16 protein-coding genes are annotated in these 21,356 nt (G+C 38.6%); 12 read left to right on the top strand and 4 right to left on the bottom strand.

All coding sequences use genetic code 11. The features are described 5' to 3' along the window. Positions 1 to 33 precede the first annotated feature (33 nt). The 5 genes from rph (at position 34) to VER_RS03100 (ending at position 4,137) form a co-directional block, all read left to right on the top strand. The gene (rph, locus tag VER_RS03120; RefSeq protein ID WP_162099425.1) at positions 34 to 792 is read left to right on the top strand and encodes a ribonuclease PH; all 759 of its coding nucleotides are present in this window, start codon (positions 34 to 36) and stop codon (positions 790 to 792) included. Next, positions 767 to 1,348, top strand: a complete 582-nt coding sequence (locus tag VER_RS03115; RefSeq protein ID WP_162099424.1) for an XTP/dITP diphosphatase — start codon at positions 767 to 769, stop codon at positions 1,346 to 1,348. The genes rph and VER_RS03115 overlap by 26 nt, the downstream gene beginning before the upstream one ends. A gap of 183 nt (positions 1,349 to 1,531) precedes the next feature. Next, positions 1,532 to 2,053 (top strand): metallophosphoesterase, encoded by a 522-nt coding sequence (locus VER_RS03110; RefSeq protein WP_238390124.1) that lies wholly within the window; start codon positions 1,532 to 1,534, stop codon positions 2,051 to 2,053. A 108-nt stretch (positions 2,054 to 2,161) separates the two neighbouring features. Next, complete coding sequence (speD, locus tag VER_RS03105; protein WP_162099423.1) at positions 2,162 to 2,944, top strand: adenosylmethionine decarboxylase; 783 nt, start codon at positions 2,162 to 2,164, stop codon at positions 2,942 to 2,944. 11 nt (positions 2,945 to 2,955) lie between these two features. Beyond that, entirely contained in the window at positions 2,956 to 4,137 is a 1,182-nt protein-coding gene (locus VER_RS03100) for an NADP-dependent malic enzyme (protein WP_162099422.1), read from the top strand. 146 nt (positions 4,138 to 4,283) lie between these two features. Here the strand turns inward: VER_RS03100 and VER_RS03095 are convergent, their stop codons facing one another. The 3 genes from VER_RS03095 to VER_RS03085 form a co-directional block, all read right to left on the bottom strand. Next, positions 4,284 to 5,585, bottom strand: coding sequence for an S-layer homology domain-containing protein (locus VER_RS03095; RefSeq protein ID WP_162099421.1), 1,302 nt, complete (start codon positions 5,583 to 5,585; stop codon positions 4,284 to 4,286). An 80-nt stretch (positions 5,586 to 5,665) separates the two neighbouring features. Beyond that, the gene (locus VER_RS03090) at positions 5,666 to 7,363 is read right to left on the bottom strand and encodes a glycosyltransferase family 39 protein (RefSeq protein WP_162099420.1); all 1,698 of its coding nucleotides are present in this window, start codon (positions 7,361 to 7,363) and stop codon (positions 5,666 to 5,668) included. Positions 7,364 to 7,382: 19 nt separating this feature from the next. Next, a complete protein-coding gene (locus tag VER_RS03085) occupies positions 7,383 to 8,864 on the bottom strand; it encodes an S-layer homology domain-containing protein (RefSeq protein ID WP_162099419.1) in 1,482 nt (493 codons plus the stop codon). 410 nt (positions 8,865 to 9,274) lie between these two features. On the opposite strand from VER_RS03085, the gene VER_RS03080 reads away from it, so the two are divergent. The 5 genes from VER_RS03080 (at position 9,275) to VER_RS03060 (ending at position 18,550) form a co-directional block, all read left to right on the top strand. Beyond that, entirely contained in the window at positions 9,275 to 10,012 is a 738-nt protein-coding gene (locus tag VER_RS03080; RefSeq protein WP_162099418.1) for a (Fe-S)-binding protein, read from the top strand. Positions 10,013 to 10,031: 19 nt separating this feature from the next. After that, positions 10,032 to 11,471 (top strand): LutB/LldF family L-lactate oxidation iron-sulfur protein, encoded by a 1,440-nt coding sequence (locus tag VER_RS03075; RefSeq protein WP_162099417.1) that lies wholly within the window; start codon positions 10,032 to 10,034, stop codon positions 11,469 to 11,471. 12 nt (positions 11,472 to 11,483) lie between these two features. Next, entirely contained in the window at positions 11,484 to 12,194 is a 711-nt protein-coding gene (locus tag VER_RS03070) for a lactate utilization protein C (protein ID WP_162099416.1), read from the top strand. Positions 12,195 to 12,410: 216 nt separating this feature from the next. After that, the gene (locus tag VER_RS03065) at positions 12,411 to 13,772 is read left to right on the top strand and encodes a cation:dicarboxylate symporter family transporter (protein WP_370456464.1); all 1,362 of its coding nucleotides are present in this window, start codon (positions 12,411 to 12,413) and stop codon (positions 13,770 to 13,772) included. 470 nt (positions 13,773 to 14,242) lie between these two features. Continuing rightward, positions 14,243 to 18,550 carry an autotransporter outer membrane beta-barrel domain-containing protein gene (locus VER_RS03060; protein ID WP_162099415.1) on the top strand — a complete coding sequence of 1,436 codons (4,308 nt, stop codon included), beginning with the start codon at positions 14,243 to 14,245 and terminating at the stop codon, positions 18,548 to 18,550. Between the two features lie 115 nt (positions 18,551 to 18,665). Here the strand turns inward: VER_RS03060 and VER_RS03055 are convergent, their stop codons facing one another. Continuing rightward, positions 18,666 to 19,568 carry an arginase family protein gene (locus VER_RS03055; protein WP_162099414.1) on the bottom strand — a complete coding sequence of 301 codons (903 nt, stop codon included), beginning with the start codon at positions 19,566 to 19,568 and terminating at the stop codon, positions 18,666 to 18,668. 74 nt (positions 19,569 to 19,642) lie between these two features. On the opposite strand from VER_RS03055, the gene VER_RS03050 reads away from it, so the two are divergent. Both VER_RS03050 and VER_RS03045 read left to right on the top strand, forming a co-directional pair. Then, positions 19,643 to 20,380, top strand: coding sequence for a Crp/Fnr family transcriptional regulator (locus VER_RS03050; RefSeq protein WP_162099413.1), 738 nt, complete (start codon positions 19,643 to 19,645; stop codon positions 20,378 to 20,380). Positions 20,381 to 20,701: 321 nt separating this feature from the next. Next, entirely contained in the window at positions 20,702 to 21,349 is a 648-nt protein-coding gene (locus VER_RS03045) for a hypothetical protein (RefSeq protein ID WP_162099412.1), read from the top strand. The last annotated feature ends 7 nt before the right edge of the window (positions 21,350 to 21,356 follow it).

The following is a 21,356-nucleotide window of genomic DNA, read 5'->3' as shown; positions in this document are numbered from 1 at the left end:
AGGAGGGAAGAACGAAATTAGGAGTGACAAATTATGAGAATTGATGGTAGAAATGCAAAGGCTGTACGGCCTATTAAAATTACACGTCATTTTACAGCCTATGCAGAAGGGTCTGTGTTAATTGAATGTGGTAATACAAAGGTGCTTTGTAATGCATCTGTAGAGCCTAAAGTACCCCGTTTTATGAAAGGGGAAGGCCGCGGTTGGGTTACGGCTGAATATTCTTTATTGCCACGAGCTACGCAAACCCGAAATAGCCGTGAAGCGGCGAAAGGAAAACAAACGGGCCGAACTGTTGAAATTCAGCGCCTTATTGGTCGCGCTCTCCGCGCTGTTGTTGATTTAGAAGCATTAGGTGAAAACACGATTACGTTAGATTGTGATGTATTGCAAGCTGATGGTGGCACTCGTACAGCAGCGATTACCGGTTCTTTTGTAGCGTTAGTTGATGCGGTTAATACGCTCTTTAATGGTGAAGGTGTATATCCAGTACGTGATTATTGTGCCGCTATTTCTGTTGGTATTGGCGCGGAAGGGCCTATTACAGATTTGTGTTATGAAGAAGATAGTCAGGCTGTGGTAGATATGAACGTAGTGCGCACAGGGGCTGGTGCTTTGATTGAAGTACAAGGAACGGGTGAGCATGGTACATTTAGTCGTGAAGAGTTGAATACTTTATTAGATTTAGCAGAAGCAGCTACCGATGACTTAATGAAGGCGCAAAAAGAAGCCTTGGGCGAGGCGGCACAGCATATAGGAGCCATCTATGAAGATAGTAGTAGCAACGCATAATAAGGGGAAGTTGCGAGAATTTAAAGCAGCTCTTGAACCTTTGGGGATTGAAGCGGTGAGTATTGCTGATGTAGTAACGGTACCAGAACCAGAGGAAACGGGGGCGACATTTTTAGAAAATGCACGAATTAAAGCACAATATTATATGAAAGCCTCTCAATTACCTTGTTTAGCTGATGATAGTGGGTTAGCCGTAGATGCATTAGACGGCGCTCCTGGCGTTTATTCAGCACGTTATGCTGGCGAAGCTTGTGATGATGAAGCCAATAATGCTAAATTAATTCAGGCTTTACAAGCGGTTCCTTTTGAAAAACGCACAGCTCGTTATGTATGTGAGTTAGTGTTGGCATACCCTGATGGGCGTGAAATAACGGCTACGGGTTATTGTGAAGGACTTATCCAAGATACGCCTGAAGGTGAGGGCGGTTTTGGCTATGATCCGTATTTCTATGTGCCTCAATTCCAACAGACAATGGCCCAAATTAGCTTGACACAGAAAAATGCGATTAGTCATCGTGGCTTGGCTTTGCAGAGTTTGTTAAGTAAATTGAAATAAAGGGTAAGATTTAAAATAATATATCTAACATACAATACAATCAGTGTAAGCCAGCAAAAGTAAGTAATAGTTAGTAATAGTTAGTAATAGCAAGTAACAACTACTAATATAAAGTAGTGTAAAGTAATATAAAGTAATAGTTAGTAAAAATAAGTAGTGGTTAATAAAAGTAAGTGAGCGTATATGAGTACAGTGCATCGTATAGGAATTATAAGCGATACCCATGGGTACTTAGAGGTGATTGACAGTATATTAGCGGATACGGCTACTTGGAATTTAGACTTGTGGCTTCATGCTGGCGATTATGGCGATGATGCCAGCTATATGGCTACGCAGACTATGGTGCCTGTGCTAGCTGTACGTGGCAATAATGACCGACAACGGCCATTGGAACCGCGGGAACAATTGATTCCGTTTCAAGATAGTTATGTGTATATGACACATGGGGATCAGTTTTTACCGTATAATCGGATTCAAGAAGTGTTAACGACCGGTGCTAGCATAGGGGCTACGTTATGTATTGCTGGTCATAGTCATCATCATGCTATGTATGAACATCAAGGCTGTTTATTCATTAATCCAGGGAGTCCTGCCTTACCGAGGGATAAATCAGGTGGGACTTTTGCCGTAGCAACCTATGAGAATGGACATTTCAAAGGGCAATTCTATTACTTAAAGGAAAAACCTTGGCAAAAACCAATCTAAATAGGGTCATGTATGCGAAAATAAAATATCGAAAGTGTTGAATATAAAGAATGCTTTCGATATAATGTATTTATGCGAATTTTGAATGAGGAAGGTGTACAGAACATTATGGAGACATCCGTAAAACCGATTAAGAAAATGAAATTATACGGTTTTAATAACTTGACGAAAACATTGAGTTTTAACATTTATGATATTTGTTATACTCGCACAGACGCTGAAAAACGGCAGTATATCGAATACATTGATGAAGTGTATAATGCACAACGGCTAACGGATATTTTGATAGAAGTGTCTCATATTATTGGGGCCAATGTCCTAAACATTGCGAAGCAAGACTATGATCCACAGGGAGCTAGTGTGACTATTTTGATTTCTGAGGAAGAAATTCAGAAAGAAGACGTAGTATGCCATTTAGATAAAAGTCATTTAACTGTGCATACTTATCCTGAAAGTCATCCATATCGCGGTATTAGTACATTCCGCGCTGATATTGATGTATCGACTTGTGGTCAAATTTCACCACTCAAAGCTTTAAATTATTTGATTAGTAGTTTTGATTCCGACATTATTAGCCTTGATTATCGTGTGCGTGGTTTTACCCGTGATGTGCAAGGTAAAAAACTCTATATTGATCATCGCATTAACTCCATTCAAAATTATATTGATGCTAAAACTAAGAATCTGTATAACATGATTGATGTTAACGTATATCAGGAAAATATTTTCCACACTAAAATGATGCTCAAAGAATATGATATTAATAACTATCTCTTTGGCATTACGGAGGAAGATTTAACACCTAAAGAACGGAAGCACATTAATCAGTTATTAAAACAGGAAATGGCTGAAATTTTTTATGGTAGAAATTTACCAACCTTAAAACAATAGGAGGCAGAAACATGGACGTACGCGAAGAAGCAGTGCAAAAGAAATTGGAATTAGGAGGCTTTTTAACAACAGGTACTAAGTACCCTTTAAAGGATGCGCATGATTTATCTGTTGCATATACGCCTGGTGTTGCTGAACCATGCTTACGCATTAAAGAAAAAGAAGAGTTATCCTTTGATTTAACTTGCCGTGGCAACATGGTGGCTGTTGTATCTGATGGCACTCGTGTACTTGGCCTTGGCGATATTGGAGCCGCTGCAGCTATGCCAGTTATGGAAGGTAAATCCTTACTTTTCAAACGTTTTGGTAATGTTGATTGCGTGCCTATCGTAGTAGATACTAAAGATGCGGATGAATTAATTCATACTGTTAAATTATTGCAAAAGAATTTTGCTGGTATTAACTTAGAAGATATTTCATCGCCTAAATGCTATGAAATTGAAAATCGCTTAAAAGAAGAATTAGAAATTCCTGTATTCCATGATGATCAACATGGTACAGCAATTGCTTGTTTAGCTGGTGTTAAGGCAGCGCTTCGTTTTGTTAAAAAAGATTTAAGCAAGGTTAAAATCGTTGTAAATGGTGCTGGTGCGGCTGGTGCTAATATTGCTCGTTTGCTTTATTTAGCAGGTGCTCGTGATATTACCTTAATGGTAAGTTCTGGTGTACTTAATAAGAATTATAAACGTCTTGATTCCTTGCAAGCTGAGTTAATTAAATTGCTCGGTCAAGAAGAAAAGACGGGTACTTTGGCTGAAGTAGCAAAAGGCGCTGACGTATTACTTGGTGTATCCGCAGCAGGTGCTTTTACTGAAGAAATTTTGAAAAACTTAGCGAAAGACTCCATCGTATTTGCTATGGCAAATCCAAATCCAGAAGCTATGTATGAAGATGCTAAAGCTTGTGGCGTTCGCGTCATGGGGACTGGCCGTAGTGATGCACCAAACCAGATTAATAACGTAAATGTATTCCCTGGTTTATTCCGTGGTGCTATTGATGTTCAGGCATCTAAAATTAACGATGAAATGAAATTGGCAGCCGCTGATGCATTAGCTGAATTGGTAGCTGATGAAGATCTTCGTGAAGATTATGTAGTGGCTAATGCGTTTGATGAACGCGTACCATTGGCAGTGGCAAAAGCAGTAGCTGAAGAAGCTGTAAAAACTGGCGTAGCCCGCAAACCAATTAAATAGTGTTGAATAAAAGAGGTCTAAGAGTTTACTCGCGACCGGGCTAGGAAAGATAGCAACGGTCTCTACATAAACTCTTAGACCTCTTTTTTATAAAACTATAGGTGTGGCTTAGCGGGACTACGCCAGTTTTTAAGCGGGGGAAGTGTTTAGTTGTTAGCAGGCAAGCTAATGTCCACTTTATTCCCAAACTTCTTGGCAAAGGCTTTTACAGTATCATTTTTTAACTCATCTACTGTTAATACTAAGCCAGAGGCGTTTTTATTAGGCGCTACGGCAATAATTGAGCCGGTTGGTTCTTGTTGATTATAAAAATAAGCGACTTCGGTTTGTAATTTACCGAGCTCTATTTCAGTTAGGCTGCCTACCGTAACTTGGACATTATTGACTAAATCCTTATCTTTTGTAAAGGCGAGAGCAGCCCCTAATTTTTTAGCGTCACTTTCCGTTTTCAAAGCGGCGACTAATTTATTATTTTGCCAGAACATAGCGCCATGGGTGCGGAATACATAATCATTACCAAAAGTGCGTGCTACTAAAGTGAGCATTTTATTTTCAATTTGTTGATGTAAGATCTTTTCACGCAAGGCTACTGCAGAATTACTATTCGTGACGCGATACATAATTTCAGTAGCTTCAGCACGAGTAATATATTTCTCTGGGCTAAAAAGTAGACGAGATTGATAGTGTAAGAAGCCAAGGCTAGCTAATTCGCGTACCGCATCTTGCGCCCAAGGGGCAATAAATTTTTGGTCATTATAATGAATAGCATCTAAGGTTGTTGGATCTTCCGTGGTATAGCCGAGATAATGAATGTAATTATCCGCTACTACAGCAAACTCTTGGCGCGACATGAAACGTTCAGGACGATAGGTTTTATCGCCATAGCCACTGATGATATTTAATTGGGCTACTCGTTCAATTGCATTAGCGGACCAGCGGTCAGAGGTAATATCTTTGAAAGAGCTTGCTAGCATAACTGGTGATTCATCAGAGATTAGGTTACTGAAGAGGGAGGCTGCTTCTTCGCGCGTAATTGGCTTGTCAGGGCGGAAGGTATTATCACTATAGCCTGAAATGAGCTGTTGGTTAGTCATGACGGCAATAGAGGTGGCAGCCCAATAATCAGCTGGTACATCTACGAAGGTGTACTTGCGAGCTTCCTGAAAGACGGACGGTTGGGTATTAGTCGTCATGCCCTGCTTAGTGTCCTGTGTCTTAGAAGCCTTACTTAAAGCTTGTACCGTATTGTTTTTCGTATAGTAGTCAAGCGTTAAGGGACTAAAGGTAGTTTCGTTGTTGGTTTCTTTTACGACGCGTACAGGGCCATAGCTATCTTCCGCTATGTCATTATTGGTGGTAGTAATTACAGTATCGGCCCAAACAGTAGTGCTTGTAAGCATGAAGGCGCAAAGTAGTGTTGCTGGTTTTGCGTGAAAAAACTTGGACATAAAAAGCCTCCCAAATGATGAAACATAATGTTGATTAAGATAAAAGTCTAGGCCTTGCTGAAGTAGTCTAATCGAAGCGATTAGTGGTTAGGTCTAAAAATAATTACATTTTCTACTTGGCCCCACTGGCTAACGTGTTGACCTAATGAGGTTTGTAAAAAGTCTGCTTTGTATTTGCGAGGGACACAAATAATAAAATCATCGTTGCCTTGAATAGCTTGTAGTGTTTCCGTAACAGTAGCTACGGGCATTACATTTTTCCCTTCACTCCAGATAGATTCTGTTTCGTGGGGATTTAGAATTTGTGTGACCGGATGCTTACTATAATACACTAGGGATGTACGATAATCCCGATAGTAATACACCTTTGTATTAGCGGTTAAAGGTAATGTGTTCGCTAATTGGGCAGTTGATGCATCATCTACGATAGGTGGCAATAAACAAAGCAGTAATAGATAGAGCACACTGGCACTAAGGACCGTACTTTTCATAGACAGGGTTAGCTGTCGTTTCAGCCATCCATAAAGTAGTGGTAATGCGGCCAGTATAGCCCCTACGAGTAAGATAGTTATAAACTGTGATAGGCCCATAGCTATTGGATTGGTAGGGTCCGCTGCTTGTGGGGCTCCTAATAGCCAGAGGGCGATTAGAACAATGAGATAGAATAAAGTAGCAGGGATTAAGAGTAACCAAAGGACTCTATGAGTAGGTTTCTTTACTTGACGACTTTTACAGGTTTCATAGCCTTGAGCAGTTAAGATAATAAAAGGAATAAGGCATAAGAAGGTATAGGTCAAATATTTTGTCGCCATGAGATTATAGAACAGAAATATGCCTAGGCCCCAAGTGAGTAAATAGGTTCGCCAAGGGTTGCGCTGGCCATAGCGTAATTCGTAAAGTGTAAGGCCCGTCCAAGGTAGTAAGGACACTGGCCATAGCACGAAGTAAAGAAACCACCAATTTTGTTCTGGATGTTCTGGAATGGTGGCACGAATTACATTGTGCAGGCCTAAAAATCCTGTAATAAAATCCATACCGTGGTAAGCGTACATAAGTAGGTACCAAGGTAATGCGACTAAAGCGAATAGGAGCCAACCCTTTGGTGAAAAGAGTAAGGTAAAGGCTGCTTTATTGCGTTGGTATAGGATTACATAGGCCAATAGGATAAGTCCTGGCAAGACAATCCCAACAGGTCCCTTGGTAAGGACGGCTAAGCCTGCGAAGGCATAAGCCCACATTATGGGACGCTGCGCTTTTTGTAAACGCTCCGACGTAGCAGGCGTTTCAGCAATTGTAGCTAGGGCTATATAGGCAAAATATAGGATGCCTTGTGTGAATAAAAATAGGAAGCCATCGGTTAAAATGGCATGGCTAATATACCAGAACTCTAAGGACGTGCCTAAGAGAATAGCGCTCCAAAGGGCTAACTTACGCTGGTTAGTGATAATGCGCACACCATAGTACATCATCATGCCGTTTAAGACAGCACAAATAATAAAGGGGAGGCGTGCCGTGAAATCTGACACGCCGAAGGCACTAAAAGAGGCCATTAGCATCCAATAGGTCCAAATTGGTTTATCATACCAATATTGGTCATAGATCATAGGGGATAAATAGCTGTGATGTTGCAGCATATTGACGGCACTTAAGGTGTAATTAGATTCCACTGTATCCGTTATGGGAAAGTTCCACGTAAAGAGGCCATAGGCGAGGAGTAACCAAAGGCCGATGGCGCTCAAATAGAGGATATCTTGCCGTTGTAATCGTGTTGCAAGCATGTAGTGAAGACTCCTTCAATTATCGTGTAGTTGTATTGGTCGTTGTATCAGTATTAGTGTTATTAGTAACTAAGAACACGTGTACTTTGTTGCCAAAGGCACTGCGAATGGAATCATTCATGTAATCGAAACCTTTATCGATACGTACGACTAATTGATTATGGGCTACGCTTGGATAGACGGCTAAAATGGTACCGGCTGGTTGTTTTTGTGCATAGAAGGTACGGAAATTAGCTTCAATACGATCATATTCGGCTTGGCTATATTCTGTTGATTCTAAATGAATGCGTTTAGCTAATATTAATTTATCGTCGTTTGTACTTTTTTCATCTTTAGCCAATATATCTTCAAATTTGGCAAGGTCTTCATCGCTCTTGAAAGCTACATGGAGTACATTATTTTGCCAGTACATTACACCGTAGTTTTGGAAATTGCCAGGTGTTTTGTATAAGCTGTTTAGTTTTTTAAATACTTTATTTTCTAGTTCAGATTGGTCTTCTAGGGCCGCTGTTGGTTTCGCTGTTACCGTACGGGTAGGAGTACTGCTTTCACTAGTCTTGGTGGCCGTGCTTGTTTTGGCTGTAGTCGATTCTTTATTAGCGTCTTCTTTGGTTGTTTTAGTAGTTGTGGCGCTGATTGGCAAGTTTTTATCAATGCGGAATAAAATGGCAACCGCTTCGGCGCGTGTAATGTCATCAGTTGGGCGGAAGAAGTTACTGTCCCCACCAGAAGCAATCATGCCACGGCTAGCTAAGGTCACAATGGCTTCTTTGTAGTCGCTATCAATTTTATTTTCATCAGGGAACGATACGTCAGCTGGCGCTACAATTACTTGCGGTGCATATTCGTTAGCTTTTGTTTTGCTCTTAATAGCGGCTTTAGCTAAGTCATCTTTGTAGGCTAAATACTGAGCTGCGGTTTGCGCAAATTCTTCACGTGTTAACGTATCTGCTTTAGCAAAGGGGGCTAATAGTTCATCGCCAGTAATTTCTTTTACAGTTGTGGTAGCTGTTTTTTTAGATTTTTTTACTTCTGTCTTAGCTTTAGCGGCTGCTTTTGCTTGATCGGCAGTAATGAGTTTATTGTAGAGTGAAGCGGCATCCGCTGTTTTTAAAGCTTCATCAGGATGGAATAGACCTTGCCCATTACCGGAGAGAATGCCTTCCTCTAAGAATGTGTTAATTTGTACAGCGGCCCAATGATTTTTTACATCTTTGAAGCCCTTAGCTGCTTGTTCTGCTTCATAAGCGGCTGCTTTTTTATTTAGTTCGGTTACGAGCTCAGCTTTTTCTTTATCCGCGCTGGTTAATTCTTTTGTTTTTACAGTAGTGCTCGTGGTGGTTGTAGTGGTGGTAGTTGCGTTCGTTGATGCTGTTGTAGCGGTGGCAGCAATAGCCGTTGCTGTATCCGCAGTTGTGTCATCAGCGGCTAAACTAGTAAACGATGTAGATGTTAATAGGGTAGCCACTAATAGGGCTAATGGTAAGGATTTTGTTTTCATGGTGAAACCCCTTTCTAATTTGGTAGTGTGTAAAACGATTCATGGATAATCGAAAAAATTCTGTTTGAATACTTTGATTATATCACGAACTAGCAGGCCGTTAAAGGTATATATAAGGGGAATGAATGGCTAGGTTTATCAAATAGTACTTTTTAGTTGAATAGAATAAATTCATTTTACTTATATAAATGTTAAGTATGCGCGTAATGCATATGGAATAAGACAGTTGCTAATATCGCAATTCTTTGGACATAATTTTTTTTATTCTATATAATATTAGTGATGATTTCCGTGCGATTATACAGTTTTAAATGTCTTTTGTAATGAAGAAGTTTTTTTAAAGTAAGTATGCGCAAGTGTGGGTAATCAAAGTAAGTGTAAGTACGTAGGAAAGTTGAGGATGTGAGGAAATGAAAATTCATTTATTTTCACAATGTTTGATTGACATGTTTTATCCCCATGTGGGGATGGCCGGCGTACAGGTATTAGAACGATTGGGCTGTGATTTAACAGTGCCTAAGAAGCAAGTATGCTGTGGGCAGATGTTTGTTAACTCCGGGTATAATGATGCGGCTAAAGGGGCTATCAAGAATACAATTGAAGTCTTTGAAGATGCAGAGTATATCGTGAGCATGTCCGGTTCTTGTGCCTTTGCGATTCGTGATGAATACCGCCATATTTTGGCGGATGAACCAGAATGGTTAGCACGGGCGGCTAAAGTAAGTGAACGCATTTATGAGTTCACAGAATTTATTGTCAACGTATTAGGGGTTACTGATGTAGGGGCTACGTTTAATGATAAAGTAACGTATCATAAATCCTGCCACGTTACCCGTTTAATGGGGATTAAAGAGCCTCCTATGAAGTTGTTGGAAAACATTAAAGGGCTTGAATACTTACCTATGAATCGTGCGGAAGGTTGCTGTGGTTTCGGTGGTACCTTTACGGTAAAACAGCCAGAAATTTCTGCTGTTATGACACGCGAGAAAGCAATGAATATTTATAATTCTGGTGCTAATGTTGTAGCTGGTAGTGACCAAGCTTGCCTCATGAATATTGAAGGTATGCTTGATCGTCTCTATAAAGATGGCGAAATTGATCGCCGTATTAAAGTAATGCACATTGCAGAATTATTAAATTCTCGCTAGTCGTTAGGAGGAACTGAAAATGGCTATTTTATATGATCAACGTCCATTTAAAACTCGCGTTGCAGATGTTCTTGCCAATGACTTTAAGGTAAAGGCCATTCAAAAAGCGCAGGATGTTTTTTATGCGAAACGTAAAGCCTTGGTTGACCAAGTGCCTGAATGGGAAGAATTCCGCGATGAAGCGGCTGAACTTCGTGACCATGTACTAAGCAACTTAGACTACTATTTAAATCAATTTGCTGAAAATGCAACAAAAGCTGGCGCAAAAGTACATTTTGCTCGCGACGCGAAAGAAGCAAACGATTATGTGCTTCAAGTAGTTCGTGAAAAAAATGCTAAGATGGTCGTAAAAGGTAAGACCATGGTGTCTGAAGAAATTAGCTTGAACGAAGCCTTGATGAATGCAGGCGTAGAAGTAAATGAAACAGACTTAGCTGAGTTTATTCTACAAACCGCTGACTGGAATCCACCATCTCATATCGTAGTACCAGCCTTGCATTTTGCTCGTGAACGTATTCGTGAAACGTTCCATGATAAATTAGGCTATGAAGGAACAGAAGATCCAGAAGAAATGACACGTTTCGTACGTAAACGTATTCGTGATCGTTTCCTTAAAGCAGATATTGGCTTCACTGGCTGTAACTTCGCTGTAGCTGAAACAGGGACAATTACTATCGTATCTAATGAAGGTAATGGTCGTATGAGTAGCTCCATGCCTAAGACAATGATTTGTCTTATGGGGATGGAACGTATTGTGCCTGACTTTGCTGGTCTTGATGTAATGATGGAATTATTAATTCGTTCTTCCGTTGGGGCTAAAATTTCCAACTACTTCTCTATGATTACAGGTCCTGCTAAAGCGGGGGAAGCAGATGGTCCAGAAGAATTGCATATTGTAATTATTGACAATGGTCGTTCCAATATTTTAGGTGGCGAATTTAACTCCATGCTTCGTTGTATCCGTTGTGGTGCGTGCATGAATATTTGCCCAGTATATCGTCATATTACAGGCCATGCGTATGGCTCTATTTATCCAGGTCCAATGGGTGCCGTATTGACACCATTATTGGTTGGTTATGAAAAAGCGGGCGATTTACCATATGCGTCTACCCTTTGTGGCGAATGTTGGGAACATTGTCCAGTTAAGATTCCACTCCATGAATTATTGTTGAAACATCGTGTTAATATTGCTGATAAAGCGCATCTTCGTCCAGCTGCTGAAGAAGCAATTTTCAAAACAGTGGCGACTGTATTCAGTAATTCCTTCTTATTTGACTATGGTACCAAATTGGGTGCTATCGGCATGAAATTGATGAGTAAAAATGGTCAAATGGCAGATTGGACGAAACTCTTACCAGTTGTTGGTGGTTGGGTGAAAGCCAAAGACATGAATACATTGAAACTCAAAAAGTTCCGCGATGTATATGCTGAATATGAAGCTAGCAAAAAACGTAAGTAAGGAGATAGGACAATGGATGATGTAAATCGTAAAACATTTTTAAGCCGTGTTTCTCATGCGTTGGGTCGTAAAGAGATTCCTACATTTGTAGCTCCTTACCCTTATGAAAAAGGACCTCAGGAAACTATGTATTCCGACCTTTCCCATGAGCAAGTGGTGGATATGTTTAAAGCCGAATGTGAAAAAGTAGGTACTAAATATGTAACTACTGATGAAGCACATGTGGTAGAAACAATTTTAAAAGAAATCGAAGAACGTGGGGGCGGTAAAGTTATTTACCCTTCTTGCGAAGAATCGAAACATTACCAATTAGAAGAAGCCTTTGCTAAGGTAGATAGCAGTAAAGCAACTTTCTTCGAATGGGATGGTGCTAAAGGGCGTCAAGCTAATATTGATGAAGCTAAAGTGGCTGAAATCGGTATTACGTTCCCAATCCTTGGTATTGCTGAAACAGCAACCGTTATTCAACCAAGTGATCAAACAAGTGGTCGTTCTGTAGGTTTATTGCCACTTTGCCATATTGCCGTTATTCACACTAATACGATTGTACCTCGTATGACACAATCTATGGCAGCTTTGAAAAAAGTATATCAAGATAACCCAGAAGGTTTCCCTTCCAATGTGGTACACATTTCAGGACCTTCTAATACAGCGGACATTGAATTGGTTCGTGTAGTAGGGGTTCATGGTCCAATTAATGTAACCTTTATTTTGGTTGACTAAGAGGGCTGTTCTAGTAAGCTAATACTACCGGCGGCAAACGCACAGATTGTGTCATTTGTCGCCGGCTTTTTTTGAAATTTTCTATTAAAACAGTAGGAATTTGAAAATTCTTATGATATAATAGCAACGTCACATTCACAATTGAATAAGTTAGGAGGAAATAAAGTGGATATTCCATTTTTCCAACAGTTTCTGATGATTAGTTAACCCGTTACGGTGGGCATTCTCATCTTGTTTGCGATTTTGTTAGGCTATATTTATTTCTTACAACGTCGTCAAACAGCCTTTGGTACACTTGTTATCATTGGTACGTTATTAGGTGCCGTATTGGGCTTTGCCGTTCAATTTATTGCGCAATTCCCAGATGATCCTATGAAAGTCGTATATATTAAGGAAAGTACAAAGTGGTTCTCCTTAATTGGTGGCGGTTTCATTGATTTAATTTTGATGCTCGTTATTCCATTGGTATTTATTTCCATCATTCATGTTATTTTAAACATGAGTCATGGTGCTGATTTAAAGAAATTAGTAACTTCTACAGCAGCGGTAGCACTTATTATGGTAGCAATTGCCGCCATCGTTGGTTTGACTTTAGGCTCCTTAGCTCATCTTGGTGAAGGCATGGGTGCCTTAACTAATGGCACACCAGCTAAAATGAAAGATGTTACGCCTGTAGTTGATACGATTCGTGCGTTGATTCCTAAGAATCCAGTAGCGGCTATGGCCAATACAAGCGTAATCGCCGTTGTAGTATTTGGCGTTATCATTGGTGGTATTGCTCGCTTAATTAAACAAACGGGAACTAGCGATTTAGAAATGTTTACCAAATTCTTTAACGAATTACATTTAATCATTTCTTGGGTAGCTGATTTCGTTATTGGCTTAATGCCTTATGGCGTAATGGCCTTATTAGCTAGCACTTTAGCTACTAAAGGATTCCAAGCTATTGCCGATATGGGCTTATTTATCATCTTAATTTACGTGGGCGTAATCATTATGTTGATTGTTCAAGCTATTTTGCTTACTATCTTTGGTGTAAGTCCAGTTATGTATTTCCGTAAAGCAAGAGCTCCATTGTTCTTAGCCTTTACATCTCGCTCTAGTATGGGCGTATTACCATTGACAGTAGATACATTGACTAAACGCTTAGGCGTTAATGCGGCGACCGCTAATACAGTAGGTAGCTTTGGTACTACTGCTGGTATGCAAGGTTGTGCAGGTATCTTCCCTGCTTTATGTATCGTATACATTGCTAATGTGGCAGGTGTACAGCTTGATATTACGATGTATGTAATGAGTGTTATTGTTATCGCGCTTGGATCCTTAGGGATTGCAGGTATTCCTGGTACAGCTACGATGGCAGCGTCTGTATCTTTATCTGGTACCGGTTTAGGGGCTTTCTATGGCTTGATTTCCCCAGTATTAGCGATTGACCCAATCGTTGATATGGGCCGTACTATGCTTAATGTAAGAGGTTCTATGACAAATGCGATTGTAGTAGATAAACTTATGGGTACATTTGATAAAGAGGCGTTCAATGATGAAAGTACAGTTGATCGCCCAGTATCCAATAAATAAACTTTTATAGTGAAACAACAAATACCCCCTTCAAGGTCAGAGTTCTTACGAACAATTCCCTTGAAGGGGGTGTTTCTTATTTCTCTCAGAGTCTATCATTGGATACGGGGCGCTTAACTGTGGGGAAGAGGAAAAGGGTAAATGATAGTGTAATCTACTTAGTATTATTAATTCAGCAGAATTAACAGATAGTAAAAATTAAGTAAAGTTATAATAAAAATACTAAAATTGAATGAAGAAGTTGGTTATTGGTAAAAGCGATTTCGCTAATGATAGAAAAAGTGGCATTCTATTCGCTATTATAAATACTTATTTGAATATGTGATGAGTATATCTGAAGATTGAATATATAATGAATGATATGATATGATATGCTATTACTATATGAGTTAAAAATGAACTCAAGGTTATTTTTCTTCATATAATGTAATTGGTATAGGGCATTATATGAGTAAGAGAGGATGTGTACTGTGTTTAAATCAAAAGCTAGTAAGAAGCATTTACAATTAAAAAAGAAGGTAATGTTGGCTTTAATGGCTGTAAGTTTAACGGGGGGCGTTTACTTTAGTATTGGGCAACCAGTACTAGCAGCTGATGCAGTAGATAAAGTTACAACTATTTCTAGTGGAACCTATTATGGGGTAGTAGGAGGCGAAAAGCTTAATTTAACAGGCAATGAAAAGCAGTGGGTTAAAACTCCAGAAAATCCTACGGTTGCCATTTCAGGTGGCGCATTGACAAATAAAGAATCAAATTCAAATGTTGAATTAAGTCGCTCGATTATTGGGGGCCATTATTTAATAGCTAATGATAAATTTACTGGTTTTGGTCAATCTGATACGGAAGATGTAATACTAAGCATTAGCGGTGGTGAATTTACAGCGCCTATATTCGCTGGCTCTGTAGCACAGCGAACTGGTGAATATGTTGCTACCGGTAAATTAGATGTTGCTGACACTACTACTAATTTAACTCTTACTGGTGGAGAATTTAAAGATATTTTTGTAACACCAGAAGCTGAGGAGGCTAATGATAACTATAGTTATAATACTAATCTTATTTTTGGCGGTGGCGCGGCAATTGGGGGCAACACATTTGCTACTGTTGACAAAGTCAATATTGTCATTGATAATCCTGAAGGATTTAAAGAATTTACCGAAGTATACGGAGGTGGTTTTGCACAAGCAGGTGGGCATTCTGAGGTATTAGAGTCTACAATTACAGTTAAGTCAGGTGAAAATTTTAATATTATAGCAGGTGGCTATGCAATTGCTGGACCTTTAACAGTTCCAGATAAAAATAACTTGGCAAACTCTGTAGATATTGAGGATTCGTTTAGGAATATTAAAGATGTGATTGGCGTAGAGACTCAGTCACATATAGAGAATAGTACAATTAATATTTATGGTGGAGTTATTAATTATTTACGACTTGGTGGAGATACAGAAACTAGTGGTGGAGCGTATAGTAGTGTAAATAAAAATTTAATAGATAATGTAGTTGTAAATTATTATGATGGAACTATTAAATCTATTACTATGCCATTTGGTGCAAAAAAATCTACTATAAATTTATATAAAGATTTATCGCTTAAAGCTGATGAGTTACATACATTAGAGATTTTTAATAATAAGTATTATGAAAATCAAGGGATAGGTGAAAGTTCGTTAACGGTAGATGGTCAAAATAAATATTCTTTAAATGCAACAGTTGCTGTTAACTATGATTTAGACAGTGATGGTGACGATAGTACAGATAAGCCTGAATATTATGGATCCGCAAGATTAAATCTTAATAGTTTAAATAATTTCAATGGGAAAATAGTAACTTATGATAAAGGTATAGTTATTATTGATGGTGTAAAATCTATTAAGGGGGACCTTGAAGCTAAGGATGGTGGCCTTATTGAATTAGCTAATGTCGAATCTTTAGAGGGCCGATTATTAGGGGCTGGAGATATTAATTTAGAAAGTGATTTAACTCTTAGTGATAAATTAGTATTTGAAGGTACAGATATTGCCTTTACTGGCGGAAATTATACTGGTACTTATAATCTAAAGAATGAGGATACTACAGTTTGGATTGAAGGTGGAGCTAAGGTTCATGTAGCTGATTTTGATAAAAATATTATTGGTAAAGGTAAGCTACAATTAGGTGATAAGGGGACTTTAATTACTACAGCAACTCAATTATTTGGTAATAATGCTGATGATACTACAATTACTGTTAATGGAGATAAGGTTTTTCCTATTGATGTTAAGAGTAATGTAAGAGAAAAAGTGGATATCTTATCAGGAACAATTGAGTTGCTAACAGATAAATATTCATTAGCTTATGCAGACAAAGCACTAGAGGCTATTCATAATAGTGACTATTCTTATACAAAACTTGCTTTTAGTGGAAATTTAATAGACAAGGGATTAACGCTATCTAAAGTTAAAGAGCAGCAAAATAATAATTTAATTGTAAATTATGATAATGCTACCATAGAAATTGATGGTAATCCTAATTTAGTTATTTCAGGGAATATAGATTTAGGATTAATTAATGCTGATGGTATTAGTGCCACTGAATCTAGCAATAATAAAGCAGGTTTTTCGGCTGCTGCAGTTAATTTAGCAGCAAACTCTAAAGGCATTGTTATTGCTGGTGCAGAAAGCTTGATGCTTGGTGGTAAAGATGGTGGCGAAGTTGTTTTAGTTGATGGGAAAGCCGATAAAAATATAAAAGTAATTGTTGGGTTAGAGGATATTAATAATAGTCCGGCTGAATTACTTCTAGGTAATAACAGTGCAGATGAAGATACTAAAATTACTTTAACTGGTCAAGTTCAAGTTAATAATGACAGTGTTTTGGAAATTGGTAGTGACGTAACAGTTTCTGAAGGGGTTGTTTTAAATAATGGTAGTATAGAAGTATTGGGCGGACAACTTAATAGTGATATTAGCGTAAAAGGCAATCAGTCTACTTTGATTGGGAAGGCAATTGGTAATTTGACATTGACTGATGAGGATTCTCAATTTACAGTAGGTTCTAAAGAACAGAATGCTATTGCAAAATTTACTAATGTTTCTTTAAATGGTGGTAGTTTAATTTTAGATCCTACTTGGTCGGCAGCTGCTAATGAAGTTTCGGTAGATTTTGCTAAAGCTGATGCTAATGAAAACGTAATTGATGGTAAATTACTTGTTGGTCAGAATACATATGCTACAATTGGTGATAGTAATGATGCTAAGTCAATGTTCCAAAAAACAGGGTTAACATTTGGTGAAGATGATATAACAGCCGCACTTTATATTAAAGGAAATCAGTCATTAGGTAGTGATGGTGCTATATTGGTTGATGGTGCTATGCAAGATGCTGATTTGGTAAAAGCGGCATCTTCATTAGTGGCAGGAACCTTCAATGTGGCGGATCATTCTATAACAATGGTGGATGGCAGCGCCACTGAGGCAAAAGCTGCGTTAAGTGGTGTTCAGAAAGTAGCCATTGGCGATTCGGCTAAGTTATATGTAGATGATGCTGTGGCTGGGAAAACATATCATATTTTGATAAATGATGGAAAAACGGCTATTTCTGATGTTGATGAAGCAGGCTGGTTAGATTCAGCTAATATTTTGACTAATAAACGTTTAATTAAACTTACAGGTGTGTTGGCTGATGATGCTACAACTTTAGATGTTGTAGCAGAATCTAATTCAGTTAAGGATGTATATGGAAATAAGCTTGTAATTGGTGATGTAATCGATGGAGCTTTCTTAGCTGATAAAGATACACGGGCTTATGAACTTGTTAGTGCTATTGCTGACGATAAAGTCAATATAACCGAAGCAAAACAGATAGATGCATTTAATAGTTTAGGAAATTTAACAGCTCTTAGTGGGGCTACTCATGCTACATATTCTGTATCTGGAATTACTCATGATGCAATCACTAATCATATGTCTTTAGCTAATAATTTAACACATGATAAAGATGTTTGGGCACAGTTAATTCACACTAAAGACTCTGTTTCTGATTTAACCAGTGGTGGTATGGATGCTGATTACGATAATAAATTAAATGGCGTAGTAGTTGGTGCTGATTTTTATCATAAAGCCGGTAAAACATTAGGGGCGGCTTTTACATATGCTAAGGGTGATATAGATGGACGTACGTTGGCAACATCTACAAGCACTGATTCTAAGTTCTATGGCTTAAGTGTTTATGGTGGCATTGAGAAAGAAACATATGCTTTAATTGGAGACATTTCTTATTTAAGTGGTAATAATGATGTAACCCAGTATAATAGTGGTAAACGTGTTGAAGGCTCGCCGGATACAAAGGCATTTAGTATTGGTGTACGTGCCGAAAAGCGCATTGCGCAAGGTGAAAATGCAACATTGGTGCCATATGTAGGAGCACGTTATTTACACTTACAAACAGATGATTACATAACTAATTATGGTTTTAGCTATGATCAATCCAATAAAAATATGCTCTTAGTTCCATTAGGTATTAAATACAGTGCTAATTATAAGCATGGTAATTGGAATATTTTGCCAGTTGCAGAATTAGGCTATATTTGGAACTCTGGACGAAGTGTAGATCAAATGGTAAGCTTTGGTGATGTAACTAATGGTTTTACATATGATTTAACTGATCGTGGTAGCTTTATTGGTAAATTAGGCGTAGAAGCAACTAAAGGTGATGTAACATATAGCGTAGGCTATGAATATCAAAAAGGTAGTAGCGTTAAGTCTAATCGCTTCCGTGGTGGAGTTAATGTTAAGTTTTAAATAAAAAGTTATCGTACTAAATTTCAGTTTTGCTTATAAGAAATAAAAGGTTGGCCCGTGGAGTGTGACTTTGTTCGTAAGAACTCGGAACACGAGCGGGCCAACCTTTTATTTTTTATTTTTTTTCGCCTCTAAAAATAGATAATTTACTTAATTCATTGCGTAGGTTTATAATGTCCCACGGCAAGTATTCGGCAATGGATAGACCTACTAAGTTTGCGATAGTACTAGCATCCAAGAGGAGTTGGACAACTTGGGCTAGGTTCATTTCACCAACTGCGTAGTCTACGGGTCCTTGATGAGGTTTATTACAAAGTAAGCTCCGGAAATCTCTAGGATTTAACACGTCTAAGTCTAGATGGACTATTAACTGTTCAATGTTATTAGCACTTAGCCATTGTAATAGGGGCTTACTGGTGGTTAATTGTTGTGGTGTAAGGTAGGAAATATTATGGGTTTGGAGAAATTCTTTCTCGAAGTCCCAGAGGCCTTTTTCGATTAAACCAACATACAAAATTTGTTGCGGTTTAAATGGATGGGCAACGGTATTAGCAAAGCTAGAAGCTCCGTAGCCTAGTAGGTTGCCTAGTACCATAGCATGCTCATGATCAAATTCTTTAGGAGTCATAATATCTGGATGAGCATCTAACCATAAGATGGCTGTATTTTCAGGATATTGTCCGTGTAGGTAGTCAAAAGGAATTTGTGAGATAGAACAATCGCCCCCAATCGTGATGATTTTATGGGGCTGTTTTACTTCTAGGATAGCTCGTGCTGCTTGTTGTTGAGAGAGCAAAACGTCTTGACCGTAAAGGTCTTTAGAGAGTTGTTTTTTATAGCTGTTGGCTGTTTGGGCTTCATTCATAATGGGAACGGTAACGGATTCCCCATTATGAGGTAAGGGTAAAAGTGAAGCTAATACTTGGGCACCTATTTGATAATTGGGATTAGCGCCACCTTGCCACTGTGGATAAATAAGTTGTAATGTTTTGCTTTGTTTTAGAATTGCTTGTGTCATGGTTAGTATCTCCTTTAGTATGCTATGTTATAATGAAAATAAGATAAGCTGTTAAAAGTTAGTTGTGAGGGCCTATGTTGATTCCACGTTATATTTTTACTGATGATTTTAGTGATATGAAATCGTTAATAGAGACAGAACCTTATACTGAAATGATGTTAGCGGTAGGGGATTTTTTGTGGTCTCCTGCAGAGCCTTTAGAATATATTCACTACATTATGTCGGGAATAGCACGGTCTTATCTCGTACATGAAACGGGACGGCGTAAAATTATATCATATCATGGAGTAGGTACGATATTTCCCGTGTTTCACGAATTAGATTTTAAGTTAGAACAGTCTTTAGTAACGGAAGCAATGACGCCTATGAAAACTTGGCGTTTCAGGTGGGCGGATATTAAGCGCTTAGTAGAACAGCAACCTAAGCTATATCGTAATATGGTGGCTTGGTATGCGCGGTATGTCAATTTACTGTTATTTGAAACGGCTCATCAAGAATATAATTCAGGCTTTGTCAAAGTGTGTAATGTGCTTTGGTTGTTACATAGTGCGAAGCAACAAGCGAGTGTAGCTACGTTGGAATTAGCACAAGAAGAATTGGCTGAACTGCTAGGCATGAGTCGAGTTAATGTGACACGTCATCTTGGCCGGCTCCGTTCGGAAGGGATTATTGATACATCGCGTAAGTGTATTTCGATTATCCGATTGGATGCATTACTTAAGTATTGTTCTGGTGAAACTAGGAATGAAGATATTGGAAAAGGGAAAAGGGAAAAGGGTAAAGGCGTAAAGGGTAATTTGTTCTCACAATAAGTATTGATTGTTTTATAGCAATACTACGTATAAATTGCTTCCTTACAACAATAAGTATAGATAGAATTTAATAAAAGTTCTGCTACATATGATACAAACCCTGTTAGCTAATTCTTTGGCGAACTCAGCTAACAGGGTTTGTTATTTTTATAAGGCATGTGAGCTATTGCTTTCTGGCTTGTTTATTTACTTGTGTGTTTGTTTTCTTTCTTGATTTCTTAATCTCATTGATGATACAATGACTTTAGATGAAAATAATATGAATTTAATTTATAGTTCATCTTGTAGGGGCGTATTATTTTATTGTAAGGAGTGAATTGTATGAAGAGATTAGTGTTGCTATGTCTAGCTTTATTGGCACTGTTAGCGGCTGGCTGCGCGCAGGTAACATCTGAAATTAAGGTGGATTCAGATTTTAGTGGGGAATGGGAAGCTACCATCCAAGCACCAGTACCGATTAGTAAGGGCGATTTGTTAAGTGCTGTTACGCAGAAATCAAAAAATACACCACAAATTGATATAAATAAGATTAAGCTAGAAGCGATTGGTCCTGATGGTAAAGAGCTGGATGCAGATAAACCAGGCGTTCAAGCGCAGACTTGGAAATTAGAGGCTAAATTTGCTAATAAAGATGAATTAGCCCAAATGAGCGCGGCTGTATTTGGGCGCGGTACAGATTCAAAGATTAATGTTATTTATCCTTACGGCGATGACCCTGATGTATATACCTTTAATTTAGGTACTGCTTCTGGGGCTACGACAGTTGAAGTAGACGGTAAAATTATCAAGGAAAGTGTTGGCAAAGGGCTCTTAAAAGATGATGATACAGTCATATATGCTGCCGGCGATCCTATTAAATTCCAATTTAAAAAGGAAGGTAGTTTTGGCACTATTATTGGCGGTATCCTTCTTGTAGTAGTATTAGCCGGTGTGGGCTATGTGATTTACCGTCGTCGTCAAGCAGCGTAAGGGGGGA

The sequence above is a fragment of the Veillonella sp. R32 genome, from assembly GCF_010093125.1.
GTDB lineage: Bacteria > Bacillota > Negativicutes > Veillonellales > Veillonellaceae > Veillonella_A.
Note: the sequence above shows the minus strand (reverse complement) of the source record. Positions and strands in the feature narration are given on the sequence as shown.

Excerpts from the sequence above, each read along its gene's own strand:
- VER_RS03085 (WP_162099419.1), bottom strand. The coding sequence starts at position 8,864 with ATGAAAACAAAATCCTTACCATTAGCCCTATTAGTGGCTACCCTATTA.
- VER_RS03115 (WP_162099424.1), top strand. The coding sequence starts at position 767 with ATGAAGATAGTAGTAGCAACGCATAATAAGGGGAAGTTGCGAGAATTT.
- VER_RS03110 (WP_238390124.1), top strand. The coding sequence starts at position 1,532 with ATGAGTACAGTGCATCGTATAGGAATTATAAGCGATACCCATGGGTAC.
- speD (WP_162099423.1), top strand. The coding sequence starts at position 2,162 with ATGGAGACATCCGTAAAACCGATTAAGAAAATGAAATTATACGGTTTT.
- VER_RS03055 (WP_162099414.1), bottom strand. The coding sequence starts at position 19,568 with ATGACACAAGCAATTCTAAAACAAAGCAAAACATTACAACTTATTTAT.
- VER_RS03050 (WP_162099413.1), top strand. The coding sequence starts at position 19,643 with ATGTTGATTCCACGTTATATTTTTACTGATGATTTTAGTGATATGAAA.
- VER_RS03080 (WP_162099418.1), top strand. The coding sequence starts at position 9,275 with ATGAAAATTCATTTATTTTCACAATGTTTGATTGACATGTTTTATCCC.
- VER_RS03100 (WP_162099422.1), top strand. The coding sequence starts at position 2,956 with ATGGACGTACGCGAAGAAGCAGTGCAAAAGAAATTGGAATTAGGAGGC.
- VER_RS03075 (WP_162099417.1), top strand. The coding sequence starts at position 10,032 with ATGGCTATTTTATATGATCAACGTCCATTTAAAACTCGCGTTGCAGAT.
- rph (WP_162099425.1), top strand. The coding sequence starts at position 34 with ATGAGAATTGATGGTAGAAATGCAAAGGCTGTACGGCCTATTAAAATT.
- VER_RS03070 (WP_162099416.1), top strand. The coding sequence starts at position 11,484 with ATGGATGATGTAAATCGTAAAACATTTTTAAGCCGTGTTTCTCATGCG.
- VER_RS03090 (WP_162099420.1), bottom strand. The coding sequence starts at position 7,363 with ATGCTTGCAACACGATTACAACGGCAAGATATCCTCTATTTGAGCGCC.
- VER_RS03045 (WP_162099412.1), top strand. The coding sequence starts at position 20,702 with ATGAAGAGATTAGTGTTGCTATGTCTAGCTTTATTGGCACTGTTAGCG.
- VER_RS03095 (WP_162099421.1), bottom strand. The coding sequence starts at position 5,585 with ATGTCCAAGTTTTTTCACGCAAAACCAGCAACACTACTTTGCGCCTTC.